At 66.0% G+C, this 16470-nt stretch carries 15 protein-coding genes; 2 read left to right on the top strand and 13 right to left on the bottom strand.

Translation table 11 applies throughout. The features are described from left to right. Nucleotides 1-61: 61 nt before the first annotated feature. From HXX10_RS23155 to HXX10_RS23175, 5 genes are all read right to left on the bottom strand, one after another. Nucleotides 62-1027 (bottom strand): tripartite tricarboxylate transporter substrate binding protein, encoded by a 966-nt coding sequence (locus tag HXX10_RS23155; RefSeq protein ID WP_296525630.1) that lies wholly within the window; start codon nucleotides 1025-1027, stop codon nucleotides 62-64. Between the two features lie 70 nt (nucleotides 1028-1097). Further along, complete coding sequence (locus HXX10_RS23160) at nucleotides 1098-1946, bottom strand: alpha/beta hydrolase (protein WP_296525631.1); 849 nt, start codon at nucleotides 1944-1946, stop codon at nucleotides 1098-1100. A 72-nt stretch (nucleotides 1947-2018) separates the two neighbouring features. Beyond that, entirely contained in the window at nucleotides 2019-2690 is a 672-nt protein-coding gene (locus HXX10_RS23165) for a fumarate hydratase C-terminal domain-containing protein (RefSeq protein ID WP_296525632.1), read from the bottom strand. 12 nt (nucleotides 2691-2702) lie between these two features. After that, the gene (locus HXX10_RS23170; RefSeq protein WP_296525633.1) at nucleotides 2703-3572 is read right to left on the bottom strand and encodes a fumarate hydratase; all 870 of its coding nucleotides are present in this window, start codon (nucleotides 3570-3572) and stop codon (nucleotides 2703-2705) included. Between the two features lie 202 nt (nucleotides 3573-3774). Continuing rightward, nucleotides 3775-5106: an MFS transporter gene (locus HXX10_RS23175; RefSeq protein ID WP_296525634.1), complete on the bottom strand. Its 1332-nt coding sequence runs from the start codon at nucleotides 5104-5106 to the stop codon at nucleotides 3775-3777. A gap of 372 nt (nucleotides 5107-5478) precedes the next feature. Between HXX10_RS23175 and HXX10_RS23180 the strand changes: the two genes are divergently transcribed. Continuing rightward, a complete protein-coding gene (locus HXX10_RS23180; protein WP_296525635.1) occupies nucleotides 5479-6087 on the top strand; it encodes a glutathione S-transferase N-terminal domain-containing protein in 609 nt (202 codons plus the stop codon). 100 nt (nucleotides 6088-6187) lie between these two features. Here the strand turns inward: HXX10_RS23180 and HXX10_RS23185 are convergent, their stop codons facing one another. From HXX10_RS23185 to HXX10_RS23200, 4 genes are all read right to left on the bottom strand, one after another. Then, the gene (locus HXX10_RS23185; protein ID WP_296525636.1) at nucleotides 6188-7330 is read right to left on the bottom strand and encodes a thiolase family protein; all 1143 of its coding nucleotides are present in this window, start codon (nucleotides 7328-7330) and stop codon (nucleotides 6188-6190) included. Nucleotides 7331-7343: 13 nt separating this feature from the next. Next, nucleotides 7344-7784 (bottom strand): OB-fold domain-containing protein, encoded by a 441-nt coding sequence (locus tag HXX10_RS23190; protein ID WP_296525637.1) that lies wholly within the window; start codon nucleotides 7782-7784, stop codon nucleotides 7344-7346. A 278-nt stretch (nucleotides 7785-8062) separates the two neighbouring features. Continuing rightward, nucleotides 8063-8638, bottom strand: coding sequence for a GNAT family N-acetyltransferase (locus HXX10_RS23195; protein ID WP_296525638.1), 576 nt, complete (start codon nucleotides 8636-8638; stop codon nucleotides 8063-8065). A 47-nt stretch (nucleotides 8639-8685) separates the two neighbouring features. Next, nucleotides 8686-11043: an Orn/Lys/Arg decarboxylase N-terminal domain-containing protein gene (locus tag HXX10_RS23200; RefSeq protein WP_296525639.1), complete on the bottom strand. Its 2358-nt coding sequence runs from the start codon at nucleotides 11041-11043 to the stop codon at nucleotides 8686-8688. Nucleotides 11044-11256: 213 nt separating this feature from the next. Here HXX10_RS23200 and HXX10_RS23205 point away from each other — a divergent pair, with 213 nt between their 5' ends. Next, entirely contained in the window at nucleotides 11257-12084 is an 828-nt protein-coding gene (locus HXX10_RS23205) for an LssY C-terminal domain-containing protein (RefSeq protein WP_296525640.1), read from the top strand. A 341-nt stretch (nucleotides 12085-12425) separates the two neighbouring features. Here HXX10_RS23205 and HXX10_RS23210 read toward each other — a convergent pair whose 3' ends face one another. From HXX10_RS23210 to HXX10_RS23225, 4 genes are all read right to left on the bottom strand, one after another. Next, a complete protein-coding gene (locus HXX10_RS23210; RefSeq protein WP_296525641.1) occupies nucleotides 12426-13226 on the bottom strand; it encodes a DUF1269 domain-containing protein in 801 nt (266 codons plus the stop codon). Between the two features lie 70 nt (nucleotides 13227-13296). Further along, entirely contained in the window at nucleotides 13297-13998 is a 702-nt protein-coding gene (locus HXX10_RS23215; RefSeq protein ID WP_296525671.1) for a Crp/Fnr family transcriptional regulator, read from the bottom strand. Nucleotides 13999-14244: 246 nt separating this feature from the next. Next, nucleotides 14245-14847, bottom strand: coding sequence for a DUF1236 domain-containing protein (locus HXX10_RS23220; protein ID WP_296525642.1), 603 nt, complete (start codon nucleotides 14845-14847; stop codon nucleotides 14245-14247). 424 nt (nucleotides 14848-15271) lie between these two features. Then, a complete protein-coding gene (locus tag HXX10_RS23225) occupies nucleotides 15272-16381 on the bottom strand; it encodes a histidine kinase dimerization/phosphoacceptor domain -containing protein (RefSeq protein WP_296525643.1) in 1110 nt (369 codons plus the stop codon). Nucleotides 16382-16470: the final 89 nt, after the last annotated feature.

Genomic DNA, 16470 nt, shown 5'->3' on the forward strand with positions numbered 1-16470 from the left:
AACCCGTCGGCATCGATGCCTTTCTGTCGCGCCCACAATCGGGCGAATCACCCGCTCCGGCTCAGTCGATCCGGATGCCGGCGGTCTCGATCACGCGCTTCCACTTCGTGGATTCTCTCTTGAGAAAGGCGGCGAGGTCCTCCGGCGTGCCGCCGGTCGGCACGGCGCCGAGCTCGAAGATGCGCTGCGCCAGCGCCGGCTCCTTGATGGCGACGTTGACCTCGGCATTGACGCGCTCGACGACCGCCCGCGGCGTGCCGGCGGGAGCCAGGAAGGCGAGCCAGCTCGACATCTCGACGTCCGGAATGCCGGCCTCGGCGTTGTTCGGGATGTCCGGGATCGCCGGCGCGCGATCCTTGCCGGCGATGGCCAGGGCCTTCAAGGTTCCCGACGTGATGAAGCTCATGACGCCCGGCACCGTGTCGACCGTGAAGTCGATGTTGCCGGCGAGCAGATCCTGGAGCATCGGCGCGCTGCCGCGGTAGGGGACGTGCGTGCCGGTGAGGCCGGTGCTCGACACGAACAGCGTGCCGCCGAGATGCCCGGTCGAGCCGACGCCGGCGCTGCCGTAGTTCGCACCCTGCGGAAGCGCCTTCATCTCGGCGATGAAGTCCTCGAGGGTCGTCGCCTTGACCTTGGGGCTGACGACCAGGACGCTCGGAAAGAAGGCGACATAGACCACCGGCGTGAAGGCCGAGGCGGTGTCGAACGGCATCTTCCGGTACATGAACTGGTTCATGGCGGCCGGGCCCGGCGTCGCCATCAGCAGCGTGTAGCCGTCGGGCTGGCTGCGGGCGACCACGGCGGCGCCGTTGTTGCCGGCGCTGCCGGCCACGTTCTCGATGATGACGGGCTGGCCGAGCCGGGTCTGCAGCCGCGCCGCGACGACGCGCGCGACCACGTCGGTGCTGCCGCCGGCCGCATAGGGCACGACGATGCGGACTGGTCCGTCCGGCCACGCCGCTGCGGTGCTCGATGCCCCTGAAAGCGCGACCGCAAGGAGCAGTCCGATCCAACCTGTCCGCATGGTCATCCTCCCTGAGCTCGTCGGCGGTCCGCCTGGACGGCGCCGTGTCGCCGTCGCCGACGAGCGCTGATCACGGCAGAGACCCGATCCAGTTCGCCAGCGCGTCGACCACGGCCTTCGGCTGCTCGGGGATGAGGGCGTGGCTGGCGTTCGGGATCACGGCGATGGTGACGCGCGTGCCGAACTCGTCCTTCATCTCGTTGCGCTTGGCCGCCGGCTTGAACGGATCCTGCTCGGCCTGGAGATCGAGCAGCGGCGCCGTGCCGCCCGACCACCACTCGCTCTGCTTCGTCGCGGCCACGGCCGCGCGCTGGGCATCGCGGACGCCCGGATGCCAGCCGTCGAGCCACACCCGCGGATCGTTGCCGGGCGCGAAGAAGCCGAACCGCAGGGCCGCGAGCCGCTCGTCCTCGGGCAACGACAGATCGCCGGCCTTGGTCACTGCGACGGTCAGCTCCGGGGCGTATTGTTTCGCTGCCGCGGCCGCGATGACGACCCCGCGCACCCGGGCCGGATGGTCGACGGCGGTCATCCGCGCGACCCAATTGCCGTAGGCGTGCCCGACGATGACGGCCCGGCCGCCGCCCACGGTCTCGATCACGGTCGCCACGTCGCGGGCGAAATCGTGCAGGCTGATGCCGGTCATCGGGCCCTTACTGCGGCCGATGCCGCGCGGCTGCGGACGCAGCACGCGAAAGCCGCGGGCGACCAGCCCGTCCGCCACGGCGTCGTAGTCTTCGGAGTCGCGGGCGAGCGACGGCAGCAGCACGATCGCCGGCCCGGTTCCGTCGACGATCACGTCGATCTCGACATCCGCGTACCGGACGGTCTCCCGGGTGCGTTCCGCGGCGGCCACGCTGGTCGTGAGCAGGGCCAGCGTGGCGGTCAAGATCGACAGCGACAAAACGAGGCGGTTCATGCGGTCGCGTCCTTTCGTCATCGGATCCATGGATGCAGCGAGAATGCGTTGCATCCGATGCTTCAGAGCTGATCAGCGAACAGGCTGGACCTCATCCGGTGCTTTCGTCGCGGCACTCGGCACCACGCGATGACCGCGCTCTGCATCGAGCGCCTTCATGATCTCGGGCAACCTCTCCTCGGCGGTCCGAGTGCACTGCTCGTAGATGCTGCCACCATGACTGTCGATCGCGACCACCAGCGGACCGAGGTCGGCGACCCGCAGCCTGACCAGGCGATAGTGCGAGATGAGGTCGTCCCAGGCGACGGCGACGACCGACTGGATGGCGTCCGTCAGCAGCGGGCAGCCACCCCCGAGGAACGACAGGTAGACGCACCCGACTTCCTGCATCGCTTGCGTGCAGGCCATGTCGAGGCCGCCCTTGCCGCCGATCAGCCGCAGCCGATAGTGGCGAATGAGCCCCGGCATCAGGGAATTGAACCGCGTGCTGGTCGTCGGGTTCATGTAGAGAACCTCGAACCGGCCGTCGGTCTCCTGGCTGTAGCTGCCGAGGTGGAACAGCGTGTCCCCGGTGATGTCGATCGGCAGCGGCCGCCCGGCCTCCATGTACTCGATGATGCGGCGGTGAGTGGGCAGGCCCGCCGTGATGGTGATGTCGCCGGTCAGGGTGACGAGGTCGCCGACGACCAGCTCCCTGACGCTCTGTTCCGTCATCGGGAGCGTGAGTGACTTGATGGCTGGCATGGTGTGGCGCCCCTACTCGAATGTCTCGATGCGGCCATCGTCGTAGATGCGCGCGCTCGCCCGACGGTTGATCCAACAGTTGAAGCACACGGCGACCGGGATGAAGCCGTGCGAGGCGGCATAGTCTATGTGGACGGCCAGCGCGGTGGTGTCGCCGCCCGTGCCCATCGGACCGAAGCCGGTCTTGTTCACGGCGTCGAGCAGGCGGGCCTCCATGTCGGCGAGGATCGGCTCGGGATTGACGAGGCCGAACGGCCGCAGCGACGCCTGCTTGGCGAGCTTGGCGCAATAGTCGAACGTGCCGCCGATGCCGACGCCGATCACCACCGGGGGGCAATGCTGCGAGCCGGCCTTGAGCACGCAGTCCATGACGTAGCGCTCGATGACGTCGAGGGTCGGGAAGCTGAAGATCTCCAGCGCGGCCCAGCGGCCGGCGCCGAGCCCCTTCGGCGAGCAGGTGATCTCGACATAGTCGGCGCCGTCGACCAGCTCGAAGCTGACCAACGGCATGCTCTTGCCCTTGTAGCCGCGTTCCAGCGTCAGCGGATTGGTCACGTGCTTGAGGATGGGCGGCTGGATGGTCGCGACGAGATGGTCGAACCCGTCGGAGATGGCTTGCCGGATATTGCCCTGCAGGCGCGCCGCTGTGCCGATCTTGACGAAATAGGTCGGGATGCCGGCGTCCGAGCAGAGATGGCGGCTCGCCTCCTCGGCCCGGCGGGCGCTGCCGAGCATCATCGACAGCACGTTCTGGGCGACCGGATTCGTCTCGGCCTCCCGGGCACGCGCCAGCGCCGCCTTGGTATCCTCCGGCACCTTCTTCAGGGCGCTTCCGTAAAGCTCGGCGGCGACGGTTTTCACCTGGTCGTAAGTGACTGGCACGACTGACGTCCTTCCATCTCGCCGAGAACCGAAAAGGAACGTGGATCAATGAGCTGGTCGGTCGACGGCGCCTTGCATGCCGCTGGTGACGGCGATGTTGAACCGTGTCCGCCGGCGCTGCACGCCGATCGGGCAGGATGCCGGCGAGCGCGAGACGACTGCGTTCGCCGGATGCGGTGTGGTGCCGGCGGATGCCGCGCCGTCAGGCGGGCTTGGCCGCCTCGCTGCGGGCCGCCGGAATTCCGGCCAGGATCACGACGGCTCCGATGAACATCAGGGCCGCATAGTAATACTGTCCGACGGCGAGCGATCCGGTGGCTGTCGCCATCCAGCCGACGATCCACGGGCTGAAGAAGCTGCCGATGCCGCCGAGCGTGGTGATCAACGCGATGCCCCCGGCGCGCGCCGGACCGGTCAGGAACGACGACGGCATGGTCCAGAAGGGTCCCATGGCGCCCAGGGTGCCGACTGCCGTCATGGTCAGCGCCACCATGGAGAGGGTCGTGCTCGTCGGGACGAACGGCAGCATGGCCCATCCGGCGGAAGCGAGCAACGCCGGTGCGCAGGCGTGCCAGCGGCGCTCGAGCGATCGATCGGAATGGAGTGCGATGAGTTGCTGGGCCGTGACTGCGACGATGAACGGAATCGCGGACAGAAGCCCGACCGTGAACACGTCCTTGATGCCGGAGTTCCTGATGATGGTCGGCAGCCAGAAGAAGATGCCGCCCGTGCTCGCCATCAGGGCTGTCGCCAGGCCGACCAGGATATAGAAGCGGGGCGCTTTCAACGCGGCACCGAACGAATGGTGGCTCTTGGTGCCCTGCGCCTTGGCCTCCGCCTCGAGGTCAGCGATCACCAGGGACTTTTCCTCGGCGGTGAGCCAAGTGGCGTCATGCGGCCTGTCGGTCAGGTAGAAGTAGGCCACCACGCCACAGGCGACCGAGGGGAGCCCCTCGACGATGAACAGCCACTGCCAGCCGGCCAAACCACCCACGCCGGCCAGGCTGGTCATGATGGCCCCCGAGATCGGCCCCCCGATGACGCCGGTGATGCCGATGGACGCCATGAACATGGCGGTCAGGCGGGCGCGGCGGCGCGCCGGCGTCCACAACGTCAGATAGTACAGGATGCCGGGAAAGAATCCGGCTTCGGCCGCGCCGAGCAGGAAGCGCAACGTGTAGAGGTGCCAGTCGGTGCTGATCAGGGCGAGGGCAGCCGCACAAAGCCCCCATACCACCATGATGCGCAGCAGCGTCTTGCGAACGCCGATCCTTTCGAGGACCAGGTTGCTGGGGACCTCGAACAGGACATAGCCGAGAAAGAAGATGCCGGCACCGAACCCGTAGACCGCTTCGGTGAAATTCAAGTCGTGAAGGAACTGCAGCTTGGCGAACCCGACATTGGTCCGGTCGAGAAACGCCAGCAGGTAGCAGATCGTCAGGAACGGGATGAGCCGCAAGTAGATCTTGCGATAGGCGGCATCGGCCTCGTTGACGACTCGAGGGGCAGCTTCGACGGCAGGTATGGCGGCCATGCCTTCCTCCAGGTGCAAACGGTGGGATGTTCACGACGGGGGCATGGCGGTGATCGCCAGAAAGGTCACTGTCATGACCTTATCAGGTCATAGAGCTAGCTGAAGCGTTCAAGATTGTCAACTCCGTGTTCGGTACGGATGGAGCGAATTCGCCTGGTGGAGTAGCCTTTGGCTGTCGTGTTCCAACCCTCTGTCTCCTCGGCGGATTCGACGATCCGCCTTCACCGATGCCGGACCGTCCGTCGACCGCACCCGCCCGGAGATCGCGGCGCCTCGAGCCGGGGCGCCCTCTGATCCGGACGCCTTTGAACCGAGCCGTTCTCCGTCCGGGTGGGGCCGTCGAAACCGTCATCGCCAAGCAGGGCCTGTCCCATGAAACTGCACTGGTCTCCCCGCTCCCCGTTCGTCCGCAAGGTGATGCTGTTCGCCCATGAAACAGGGCTGGTGGACAAGCTCGAGTGCCACCGCACCGTCGTGGCGATGACGAAGCCGAATGCGGAGCTCTTGCCCGACAATCCCCTGAACAAGATCCCGACGCTGATCCTGGACGACGGCTCGCCGCTCTACGACTCGGTCGTCATCTGCCAGTATCTCGACGGCCTGCACGCGGGACCCAAGCTGTTCCCGACCGAGCCCAAGGCCTACTGGACGGCGATGCAGCGGTGCTCGCTGGGCGACGGCCTGCTCGACATGCTGCTCCTGTGGCGCAACGAGCGCGAACGCAGCCACCCGGATCCGGCCTATCTGAGCGCCTATGCGGTGAAGTTCGACGCCTCGCTGGCCAACCTCGAAAAGGAGGCCGACGCGCTCGCCGCGACGCCGTTCGGCATCGGCCATATCGCCATCGGTTGCGCACTGTCCTACACCGACTTCCGCTTTCCCGACCTCGCATGGCGGCCGAGCCACCCGAAGATCGCGGCCTGGCTCGCCGACTTCGTGAAGCGCCCGTCGGCCAAGGCGACCGAAGCGCGCGACGGCTGAGCGGCGGCCGACCGCGCGGGCTCCGAGACAAAGAAAAGGACCGACAGGCTTTCGCCCGCCGGTCCTTTTCGCAGGCGGCCCGGAGGGGCAGCCTGCGCGGTCAATTCTTCAGGATCGTCACGGCGCAGTTGCCGCCGGCGCCCAGCACGTGCGCGAGCCCCACCTTGGCGTCCGCCACCTGCCGCTTGCCCGACTGGCCGCGCAACTGCGAGATGATCTCGACCACCTGGCCGAGATGCGAGGCGCCGACCGGCTCGCCCTTGCTGATCAACCCGCCGCTCATGTTCACCGGCATGTCGCCGCCGATCTCGGTGCGGCCCTCGTCGATCAGTCGTCCTGCCTCTCCGAGGCCGCAGAGACCGAGCTCCTCGTAGATCTCGATCTCGCAGAAGGCATCGGTGTCCTGGACCTCGAAACAATCGATGTCCTTCGGCCCGAGGCCGGCCCGCTCGAAGGCCTGCTTGGCCGTCACCTCGGTCGGACCCGGGTTGTTCGCCGTCGCGCTCATGCTGTCGGCCGGGCAGCGGAAGTCGGCGGAGAAGCGGGCGATGCTGTGGCAGCAGGCCGCGATGGTGATCGGGTGTCCGCCGATCTTCGCCGCCCGCTCGCGCGAGGCGACGACCACGGCCGCCGCGCCGTCGTTGGGCGCACAGATTTCGAGCCGGCGGATCGGATCGCAGACCAGCGGCGAGTTGATGATCTCCTCGAGGCTGAACTCCTTCTGATACATGGAGTTCGGATTATGCACGCTGTTGCGATGGTTCTTGTGGGCGACCTTGGCGATGTGCAGGTCGGTGGTGCCGAACTCGTACATGTGCCGGCGCGCCCGCATCGACCAGTAGCTCGGATTGAGCGACATGCCCATCTCGACCTGCCACGGGCTGTAGATCATGCGCGGGTCCATGAAGCCGCGCGGCATCTTCTCGGTTCCGAGGACGAGCACCAGATCGGCCTCGCCGGAGCGGATGGCGAGAACCGCCTGGCGCAGGGCGACGCCGCCGCTGGCGCAGGCCGCCTCGACGTCCACGATCGGGATGTCGGTGCTGCCGAGGCGCCGAAGGATGCGCGCCCCGGAGGTTGCCGGAAGATACATGCGCGACAGATAGGCGGCCTGGATGTCCCGCCACGCGACGCCCGCATCGGCGAGCGCGGCGGCGGCGGCGTAGGAGCCGATCTCCTCGTAGGTCTTGTCGAACCGGCCGAAGGGATGGATCCCGGCTCCTAGAATGACGACGTCGGACATGATCGAGAACCCCTCAGAGGCGCGGCGCGAACGCGAAGGCGACGACGTCCTCGCCGGCGGCCCCGGTGTGATGAACGGAAATCTTCAGGCGCAGCGGCGTGCCGACCTTCAAGCTGTCGACGTCGCCCTCGATCGGAGACACGACCCGCAACCCGTCGGGCAGCTCGACGAGGCCGAGACCGAACGGCTTGAACGGCTCGGGGCCGCGATAGTCTCCCGGCGGCTTGTGGCGCACGACCGTGTAGGTCCACAGCTCGCCGTGGTCGGCGAGCGCGACCGGGTCCATGTCGATGCCGCCGCAATTCGGGCAGATGGCGTTGCGGCCGAGCGTGACCTCGTTGCAGTGCCTGCAGCGGGAGCCCTGCAGCCGCACCTTGGCGAGATCGTCGAGCGGTTCCGTCAACAAGCCGTCGCGGATCGCCACCCTTTTCGGGGCCTGATGTTCAGTTGCCATGCCTGCCACGCTCCCATGCGAGGAGCCGGTCGCGGACGCGAGGAGGTTCTTCACCGCGCCGCCGGCTCACCCTCGACCGAATAGGACATAAAGCTAGCCTTTAGGTGTGTTGCCGTCAAGGCTCTCCTGGCGACTGCGGCCATGCGCGTGGCGGGGTTCCGCCCGCCGAGGGGGCGCAGCGTCGGCCGAATCATCGGCGAGACGGCGGAGGCTGGCAACCGGAGCCGGCATCGCGGTCGGGGCGTCGGGCCACCGCGTGCCGGCTGGCCCGGGCTTCGCTAGTCTTCGTCGGCGGGCGGAGCCAGCCACGCCTCCGGAGGCGCCGTGCCACCCGAGGCGAGCGAGCGCTGGACCATCACGACGTCGGTCCAGTGGCCGAACTTGTAGCCGACGGAGGGCAGATACCCGACTTGGCGGAATCCACATTGCTCGTGCAGCCGGAGCGACGGCGCATTGGCGGCGTCGATGTAAGCGATGAGCTGTCTGTAGCCGGCCGCCGCGCAGGCGTCGATCAGCGCCGGCAACAGGACCTTGCCGATGCCGGAGTGCAGATGGTCGTGGTGCACGTAGATCGAGTGCTTCACCGTGTAGCGATAGGCCGGCCGCTTGCGGAACAGCACCGCGTAGGCATAGCCGACGACGCCGCCGCGTCGATCGGCGACCAGATGCGGCAGGCGATGCTTGCGCATGTTGCGTCGCCGCCGCTTGAGATCGTCCGGCAGAAGGGCGCCGTCGTCACCGAAATAGGATGGATCGACGCCACGGCGGATATGGTGTCGGTAAATGGCGAGCATCGGCTCGATATCCGCATCGGTTGACGGACGAATGAGCGTCTGTTCGGGCATCACGTTCATGAGAAGTCCTTCGCGAACGGTGCAGGGGCGAGCACGTGGATGCGACGTCACTCCCGGATCACATAGGTGTGGAACCGGATCGTGCCGGCGGCATCGATCTCGCGGTAGACGCCCTGGATCTCTGCCTCGAAGCCCGGAAAGGCGTTGGCGCTGCGCTCGAAGACCTTGAGATAGTCGATCATCGGCTTGGCCCGGTCGTCGAGGCGCTCGCCGGGGACGATCGTGGCGATGCCGGGCGGGTAGACGACGAACAGCGTCGTCGCGATGCGCCCGTGAATGGCGTCGATCGGCAGGTAGTCGACATTGTTGCGCACCAGGTGCCGGGCCGCTTCGGCGGGAGCCATCGCCGGCTCGGGCAGGTGCTTGGACATGAATTGCGCCTTCTGCAGGGAACTGACATCGGCGGCACGGAAGAAGGCGTGCATCTCCCGGCAGAGATCACGCAGGCGCACGCCGCGATAACGGTTCCGCCGGGCCGCGACGAACTCGGGCATGACGCTGTCGAGCAGGACGTTGTCGTCGTGCAGCCGCTTGAACGCGACGAGCGCGCTGACCAGCGTCCCCGCCTTGCTGGCCTCGACGCCCGGCGTGAGCAGGAACAGCAGGGAGTTGAGGTCGTTCTTCTCCGGCACGACGCGGTTCTCGCGCAGATACTGGGCGACGATCGGGGCCGGAACGCCGTGCTCCAGGTATTCGCCGGTGCTGCGGTCGAAGCCCGGCGTCAGCAGCGTCAGCTTGTTCGGATCCGTGATGGCGAAACCGGGCGCGACGTGCTCGAATCCGTGCCAGCGCGCCCCCGGCGACAGCTCCCAGAACTGCGGGTGGCTGGCCAGTGCGTCGGTCGCGAGGCTTTCCCAGGCGACCTCGTGCACGCCGCCCGGGGAGGCGGCGTCCGGAAGCTGGATCTTGTCCGGCACGAAGGGATCGAAGAACCAGCGGCGCGCCGGGTCGGCCTCCTTGCGCTCGAATTCCGCCCGCACGGCCCTCAGCTTCTTGCGCAGCTCGATGCCGAGCCGGATGGTGTCGTCCCACAGCACCTCGCCGGATCGCCCCTTCATCATCTGGGCGCACACGTCGATCGACGCGAACAGCGGATAGAACGGTGATGTCGAGGCGTGCTGCAGCACGCTCTCGTTGAAGCGCCGATGCTCGACCCGGCGCCGCTGCCCGCGGATGTGGCTGTCCTTCACGTGGATCTGCGACCCCTGCGAGAAGCTGGCGAGCTGCTTGTGGGTGGACTGGGTGGCGATGATGCCGGGGGCCTTGTCGTCGAGGCCGTTCACCCCCATGGCGAAGCGGCCGGCATAGATCGGGTGGAACTTCATGAAGCCGGCCCAGGCCTCGTCGAACAGGATATAGTCGCAGAGCGGGCCGAGCCGCGCGAGCATCATCTGCGCATCGTGGATGGTGCCGTCATAGGTGCACTGCTCGATCACGGCGGCGCGGAACGGCCGCTCGCGGCGCCACGCCTCCGGATCCTTGACCAGCGGATTGGTCCGGATGGCGTCGCGGATCGCGGTCTCGTCGAGGGCTTCCGGATGGATAGGCCCGATCAGGCCGTGGGCGTTGCGGTCGGTCGGCAGGAAGATCGGGATGCCGCCGCCGAGCAGCAGCGCGCCGTGATGCGCCGCCTTGTGATTGTTGCGGTCGAACAGCACCAGGTCGCCGTCGGCGACCAGCGCCCCGAGCACGATCTTGTTGGACGCCGAGGTGCCGTTGAGGACGAAATAGGTCCGCTCGGCGCCGAAGATCGCGGCGGCCTCCTTCTGGGCCTGGAGGGCGGGGCCTTCATGGGTGAGCAGGTCGCCGAGCTCGAGCACCGAGTTGTCGAGGTCGTCGCGGAACACCGCCTCGCCGAGATGCTCCTTGAAGATGCGGCCGATCGGGCTGCGGCTGTAGAAGATGCCGCCGTTATGCCCGGGACAGGTCCAGAGCTGGTTGCCCTCCTCGGCGTAGTCGACCATGGCGCCGAAGAAGGGCGTCTTCAGCGTCTCGGCGTACTGGGTCAGGCGACTGACGAGGTTGCGGGCGATGAACTCCGGCGTCTCCTCGGCGAGGAAGACATAGCCGTCGATGAAGTCGAGCACCTCGACCGGCACGTCCTCGAAGCGGGTCCGGCGCACCAGCAGCACGATCGGCATTTCCAGGCCGCGACGACGCATCACGTTGATCAGCGAGGCCGCCTTGCCTTCGAGCCCCTTCTTGCCCCAGTCGACCACCAGGCAGCCGATGGCGGCGTCGGTCTTCACCGCCATCTCCGCATCCTCGATCCGGCGGGCCCGGACCACCTGGAAGCCGAGCCGTTCGATGGCGCCGATGATCTGCTGGATGCGCAGCCCTTCGAGGTCCTCGGCATCGAAGCTGGGAGCGGAAAACAGGAATGTGAAGCGCTGGGAGAAGTTCATGGTGATGCCAATCTCGGGGTGGGAGCCGCACCGTCCAGAGCCGACATGACAGCCGTGTGACCGAAGCGGGCGAGACGCGAAAGTCGCGTCCGAGATGCTACCTGTCCCCGGCCGATTCGCCAGTGTGGTCAGCTCTGATAGCCTGAGCGAATCGATCCTCGGCCGGCTCGGATCGACCGGCGGTCCATCGGGCGGCCGTCACGGGGGTGAATCGTGAGAGTGCTGATACGCCTGCTGCAGCGATTGCTCATCCTGGCGCTGGGCATTTTCAGCGTCTGGCTGATCGTCTTCGTGGTGTTCGACACCGCGGACCAGCGGCTGCCGTGGACCCTGGCCGTGGCCGTCACGTATGGGATGGCGGCCTATGTCATTCTCCCGCGCGTCGTTCGCACGGGCCTGAAGATTCTCCAGCGCAAGAGCATCCCGAGCTTCACGGTGACGGGCGACGGCTTGCCGGGCGACCCCGTCAATCTCGTGCTCGTCGGCACGCTGACGCAGCTTCGGGCCGCCTTCGCCGCCGCGGGCTGGACACAGGCGGATCCGCTGGGGCTGAAGAGCTCGTGGCGTATGGTCAAAGCCTTCGTCCTCGACGCACCTTACCCGGCGGCGCCGTTCAGCACCCTCCATCTGTTCGGCCGCGGCCAGGACATCGGGTTCCAGAAGGCGATCGGCGACAGCCCGCGCAAACGCCACCATGTCCGCTTCTGGGCCTTGAGCCTCGATCGTGCCGACCTCGCCATGGCAACAGCCGACTTCTGGCTGAACACCGATCGACCGCCCGAGGATGCGCGCGTTCTGTGGGTCGGAGCCGCCACCAAGGACACCGGACTCTCGCTGACCAGGCTCACGTTCCAGATCACCCACGCGACCGACGACGACACCAATGCAGAGCGGGATTTCATCGTCGCCGAGCTGAGGGACCATCGAGTCGTCGGCGAGGTGACGTCAGTTCAATCCGGCCAAAGCCTGCCGGTTGCACGCGTCAACCATTACATGACCGATGGCGAGGTCACGGTGGCGAGCCTCGTGGTCGAAGGGTGACGCATGTCGGTTTCCCATGACGAATGCAGGCGCGTTGGTCGGCGTCGACGCTGACTTGCGTGTGCGCCGCTGGGTGGTGGTGGACGTGCTCCCGAGCGAGCACGTCTCCACCCGCCGAGTCCCGGCGGTCCGCTCGCGCGCGCAACCGAGCTGCCGCACAGCCGCGAGAGGACGTGAACCCGGTCGTCGATCGACGCGGGCAGGTCTTCCTTCGGGCCTGCGCGCTTCGGCTCGACGCCTCTCCGGCGGCGAGTACCTTTCGTTTTCTGGACGCCGGCACGCGGTCTTGCGCCAAAGCGATCGAAAATCGCTCTAGCGCGGCATGATGCCGGTCACGCGCATCATGCTGCCACGGCCTCCTTGGTGAGCTCCCACGCCTTCTTCAGCTTGGCGGCGCGCCTGTCGCGATCGGCAGTCAGCTCGTCGATGCGCTGCTCGATGCGCATCTTGGTATCGGCGTGCGCCTTCGCGAGCTGGTCCTTCAGCGCCCCGATCCTTGCATCCGTCTCCCGCTTCAACATCTCCAACCCGGTCTGCGCTCGACCGGAAATGTCCGAGACCTTCGCGTGAGCGTCGTCGAGGCGGATCCGCAGCTTGGCCTTCATCTCGGCCTTGGCGTGAGAGAATTCGGCGATCAACCGCTCCTCTTCCAGCCTGCGGTCGGCGGCTTCCCGCGCGATCAGATCCTCTTCGAAGTCGGATCGCCATTCACGCACGACCGATCCACCGATCGCCTCCATGCGGGAATCGAGCGGGATGACCCAATCCTCGGCGATGTCCGCGATCACCGCGGTCGTGCCCGGCGCGAGATCGTCGGAGACCTTCTGAAGAAAGGTCGTTCCGACCCCGGCATTGAAGAGATCGCGGATGCCGCCGAACAGCGCGCCGCCGGCAATCCCGACGGTGGCGCCGATCGGCCCACCCAGAAGTCCGACCAGGCCGCCGACCAGCCCGCCGACCGCCATGCCGAGCGGCCCTTCATTGGCTTTTCGCTTCACGGACAATGTCCCGTCCGCATTCTTGGTGATGACGGCCACGCCGTAGAGACTGAGAGATCCTTCCGTATGAAGGTCTCTCAACACGCGTGTTCCTTCGTATGCCTTCTCTTCATCGTGAAACATGATGACGATGTACTTGCCCATGTGCCGATCCTTTGGATTGTTCTTGTTGCTGTCGCGTCGACGATGCGGACACCTCCCACCGTCACGTCAGTCATTCTTCGGTGTCGGCTGCATTGAACGAATGATTGCCGATCTGCGGATGGTCGTGCAGAACGACGTTCAACAATGAGCTGTGGACTTCGATCCGGCCGTTGTAGTCGATGAAGCCGAGCTTTCGGAACTTGTTCATGAAGAAGCTCACCCGGGATCGCGTCGTTCCGATCATCTCGGCGAGCGTCTCCTGGCTGATCTTCGCGATGATCGGTTCCGGCACTCCGTCCTTGCCGAAGTTCGCCAGCAGCAGAAGCAGCCGCGCAAGACGCTTCTCGCTGGAGTTGAACAACTGATCGACGAGATCCGCCTCGACCCGGGTGGTTCGACCGAGAAGATAGGCGATGAACATCGCGGAGAACGCCGGCTCCCGATGGATCAGGTCGACCACGGTGGCCTTCTCCAGACGCACGATGATCGATTCCGTCATGGTTGCGGCGGTCGCCAAGCGCCGCGGCTGTCCGGTCAGGCACCCTTCACCGAAGAAATCGTCGGCTGCCAGAATGGCGACGACGGCTTCCTTGCCCTGTTTCGAGACGACGGTGACCTTGACCTTGCCTTTCTGGATGAAGAACACGGCGTCCGCAGCGTCGCCCTGGGAATAGACGACCTGATTCTTGGGGTGCGTGGTGATGGTCCGGCCCCCACCGACCTTGGCCAGAAAGGCCTTCGGCTCGAACGACGACGTGTGCGTTGTCACCATGAGGTGGACTCGAGGCTTTTGTTTCAGGCAGATGGACGGTCCGCAGATGACGAGGCCGGGATCATCCACCGCGGACCCGAGCCGGGGGATGAGCGAGGGCGGCCTGGGCAGCCTCGCTCATCGTCGCATTTGCACGGCTGCCACCCGGAGCGTGTTCTTTCCAGAGGGAATCGGAACACGCTCCGGGTTTATAGACGTGGTCACATCGTCAACGGCGAAACGGCTCCCGTTTCGCCGGACGATGCTCTAGGCCGGGATCACCGCGACGATCCTGAGCGTGCGGGGATCCACGATCAGGATCTCGTCGCCCACCAGGATGTATTCGTACCCGCGGTATTGCGGGGCATATTCGATGATCCGAGACGGCAGCCTGTTGAGGTGGACCGTCCGCGGGACAGCCTGGCCGACCGTCACGGAAAACTGTACGTTCGTCAGCGGCGCAACTTTCTGGTTGCGGATGGTGTCGCGGACTTGCGCGCGGTGCTCGGCGGACAACGCCGCCGGGGTGCCGGGGGTCGGCTGTGCCTCTGCGGCGGCGTTCGGAGCGCCGCGCTCGTTCGAGGGCTGCGCGGAGGGCTTCGCCGGCTGCGTGCTTCCGCCCTGTCCGACGGTTTCAGACTTGGGACCGGTCTGCTTTTCCGGCAACTGTGCGGTCGGGGACGGCTTTATCGATTCCGATGCCTTCGGCGCATCGGGCGTCTGCCGGTTCGCCTTGCCGTCCGGTGCGATCCGCTCCGGCGCCGTTGCGGCGGGCCGTTCCTGCCGCTCGTTGAGGCCTTGTGCCGATGCCAAGCCTCCTGCTGCCACGAGCGCGGCGACAGAAACGGTCATCATCAAAGAGAGTCGCATCGTGTCGCTCCAATATTGGTTTTCGGTGATCGTGGGATAAACGCAAGGAAAAATGAATAGTTCCGTTGAAAAACAAATATAGAACGGAAATGCGAGGTTGCAGTCACGTTGCGGCTCGGGAATAGCGCGCCAAAACAAGATGTGTGCGGCCTGACGGGGCGCCCCACTGGCGGATAAATATTTTTCGCCGACAGTCTCCGGCGCCGCCAGCCCTTCAAATTACTGATGGTTTTGCTTCGCGCATCTCGGCCGGGGCCGAAGTCCGGCTCGACCGAGATGGCGATCACGGATCATCGAGGCCTGAAAAAAAAACGGCTCTGACCTCGACCCGATCGGTTCCTCGATGCGCAAGCTCGTCGGAGCGAGGTCATCCAACAGCGGCTTCTCGACGTGCGCGCGTCGGCCGCGAGACGGCAATCCGACGTCAGGCGGCCGGCTGTTGCGACGGGAACACGGCGTGGGTGATCGACACCGTCCTACCGTCGGGATTCATCTGGATTTCGACGTGGGCTTCGAGTTGCCGGGCCAGCGCTTCGATGATCGTCGTGCCGAGCCCGGGAGTGCCCTGCTCCGATTGGCCGCTCGGCCTCCCGATTCCGTCATCGGAAACCGTGAGCCTCCAGTTCTGATCGACAAACTCATAGGTCACCGTCACCGTGCCGGCACGTCGATCTTCCGGGAAGGCATGCTTGATCGCGTTGATCACGAGCTCGGTGACGATGAGACCGATGCTGACGGCCTGCGTCGAGGTGACGGTGCCGCCATCGACATGAACCTTCAAGGCGACCGGCCGACGATCTCCGATCATCGAGGCCGCCAGGGTCTCGCACAGCCGCGACAGATAGGAACCGATCTCGATCATCGTACCGGGCTCGGAGACCAGCAACTGCTGTTGCACGGCGGCGACCGACATGACGCGCTGATAGGCTTCCTCGAGGTGCTGCCGGGTCTCGTCCGATCGCACCGTCCGCGCCTTGATCAGGAGAATGCTCGCGATGATCTGCAGACTGTTGCCGAACCGATGCTGCATCTCCCTCAACAAGATGTCCTTCTGTTGCAGGAGATCCCGGAGCTCGCGCTCCCTGGCGCGCCGGTCGGTCACGTCCTCGACAGCCAGAAGAACCGTGCCGAGGGCGCTGTCCTCGTAAAGCAATTCCCGGGCATTGAGCAGCATGGTGCGGCGCCCGATACCGGCAAAGTCCTGCACCACCTCGTAAGCGTCCATCACGCCATGCTGCGGCGCTATGCGTTCCAGCAGGGCCCGCAGCGCCGGGATATCCCACTGGCCGTCGCCCAGCGCATGGAGCGGCCGGCCTTGGACATCCTGACGGTTCATCTTGAACGTCGAATAGAACGCGCGATTGGCCGTCACGACGCACAGGTCGCTGTCGAGAACCAGCAGGGGCTCGCGGATCGTATCGACGATGGCCTGCGCGAGCGCCCGCCCGTCATCGAAGTCCACCTGCGCCGAACCATGGGACAAGACCCGTGCATTCGTCGGGAATTGAGATAGTGGCTCGGTCTGCGTTTCCATTCCCACCCTCCCGTTGAATGCCAAACGCGCTCGACGCTACGAACCGCTCACCATCAACCGTTTCCCACGTCTGTCCCGTTCTCTCCGCC

It is taken from the genome of Rhodoplanes sp. (assembly GCF_013377085.1).
Lineage (GTDB): Bacteria > Pseudomonadota > Alphaproteobacteria > Rhizobiales > Xanthobacteraceae > Rhodoplanes.

Coding starts and splice junctions, on each gene's coding strand:
- HXX10_RS23160 (WP_296525631.1), bottom strand. CDS start 1,946: ATGAACCGCCTCGTTTTGTCGCTGTCGATCTTGACCGCCACGCTGGCC.
- HXX10_RS23190 (WP_296525637.1), bottom strand. CDS start 7,784: ATGGCAACTGAACATCAGGCCCCGAAAAGGGTGGCGATCCGCGACGGC.
- HXX10_RS23225 (WP_296525643.1), bottom strand. CDS start 16,381: ATGGAAACGCAGACCGAGCCACTATCTCAATTCCCGACGAATGCACGG.
- HXX10_RS23195 (WP_296525638.1), bottom strand. CDS start 8,638: ATGAACGTGATGCCCGAACAGACGCTCATTCGTCCGTCAACCGATGCG.
- HXX10_RS23185 (WP_296525636.1), bottom strand. CDS start 7,330: ATGTCCGACGTCGTCATTCTAGGAGCCGGGATCCATCCCTTCGGCCGG.
- HXX10_RS23175 (WP_296525634.1), bottom strand. CDS start 5,106: ATGGCCGCCATACCTGCCGTCGAAGCTGCCCCTCGAGTCGTCAACGAG.
- HXX10_RS23165 (WP_296525632.1), bottom strand. CDS start 2,690: ATGCCAGCCATCAAGTCACTCACGCTCCCGATGACGGAACAGAGCGTC.
- HXX10_RS23210 (WP_296525641.1), bottom strand. CDS start 13,226: ATGGGCAAGTACATCGTCATCATGTTTCACGATGAAGAGAAGGCATAC.
- HXX10_RS23180 (WP_296525635.1), top strand. CDS start 5,479: ATGAAACTGCACTGGTCTCCCCGCTCCCCGTTCGTCCGCAAGGTGATG.
- HXX10_RS23155 (WP_296525630.1), bottom strand. CDS start 1,027: ATGCGGACAGGTTGGATCGGACTGCTCCTTGCGGTCGCGCTTTCAGGG.
- HXX10_RS23220 (WP_296525642.1), bottom strand. CDS start 14,847: ATGCGACTCTCTTTGATGATGACCGTTTCTGTCGCCGCGCTCGTGGCA.
- HXX10_RS23215 (WP_296525671.1), bottom strand. CDS start 13,998: ATGGTGACAACGCACACGTCGTCGTTCGAGCCGAAGGCCTTTCTGGCC.
- HXX10_RS23200 (WP_296525639.1), bottom strand. CDS start 11,043: ATGAACTTCTCCCAGCGCTTCACATTCCTGTTTTCCGCTCCCAGCTTC.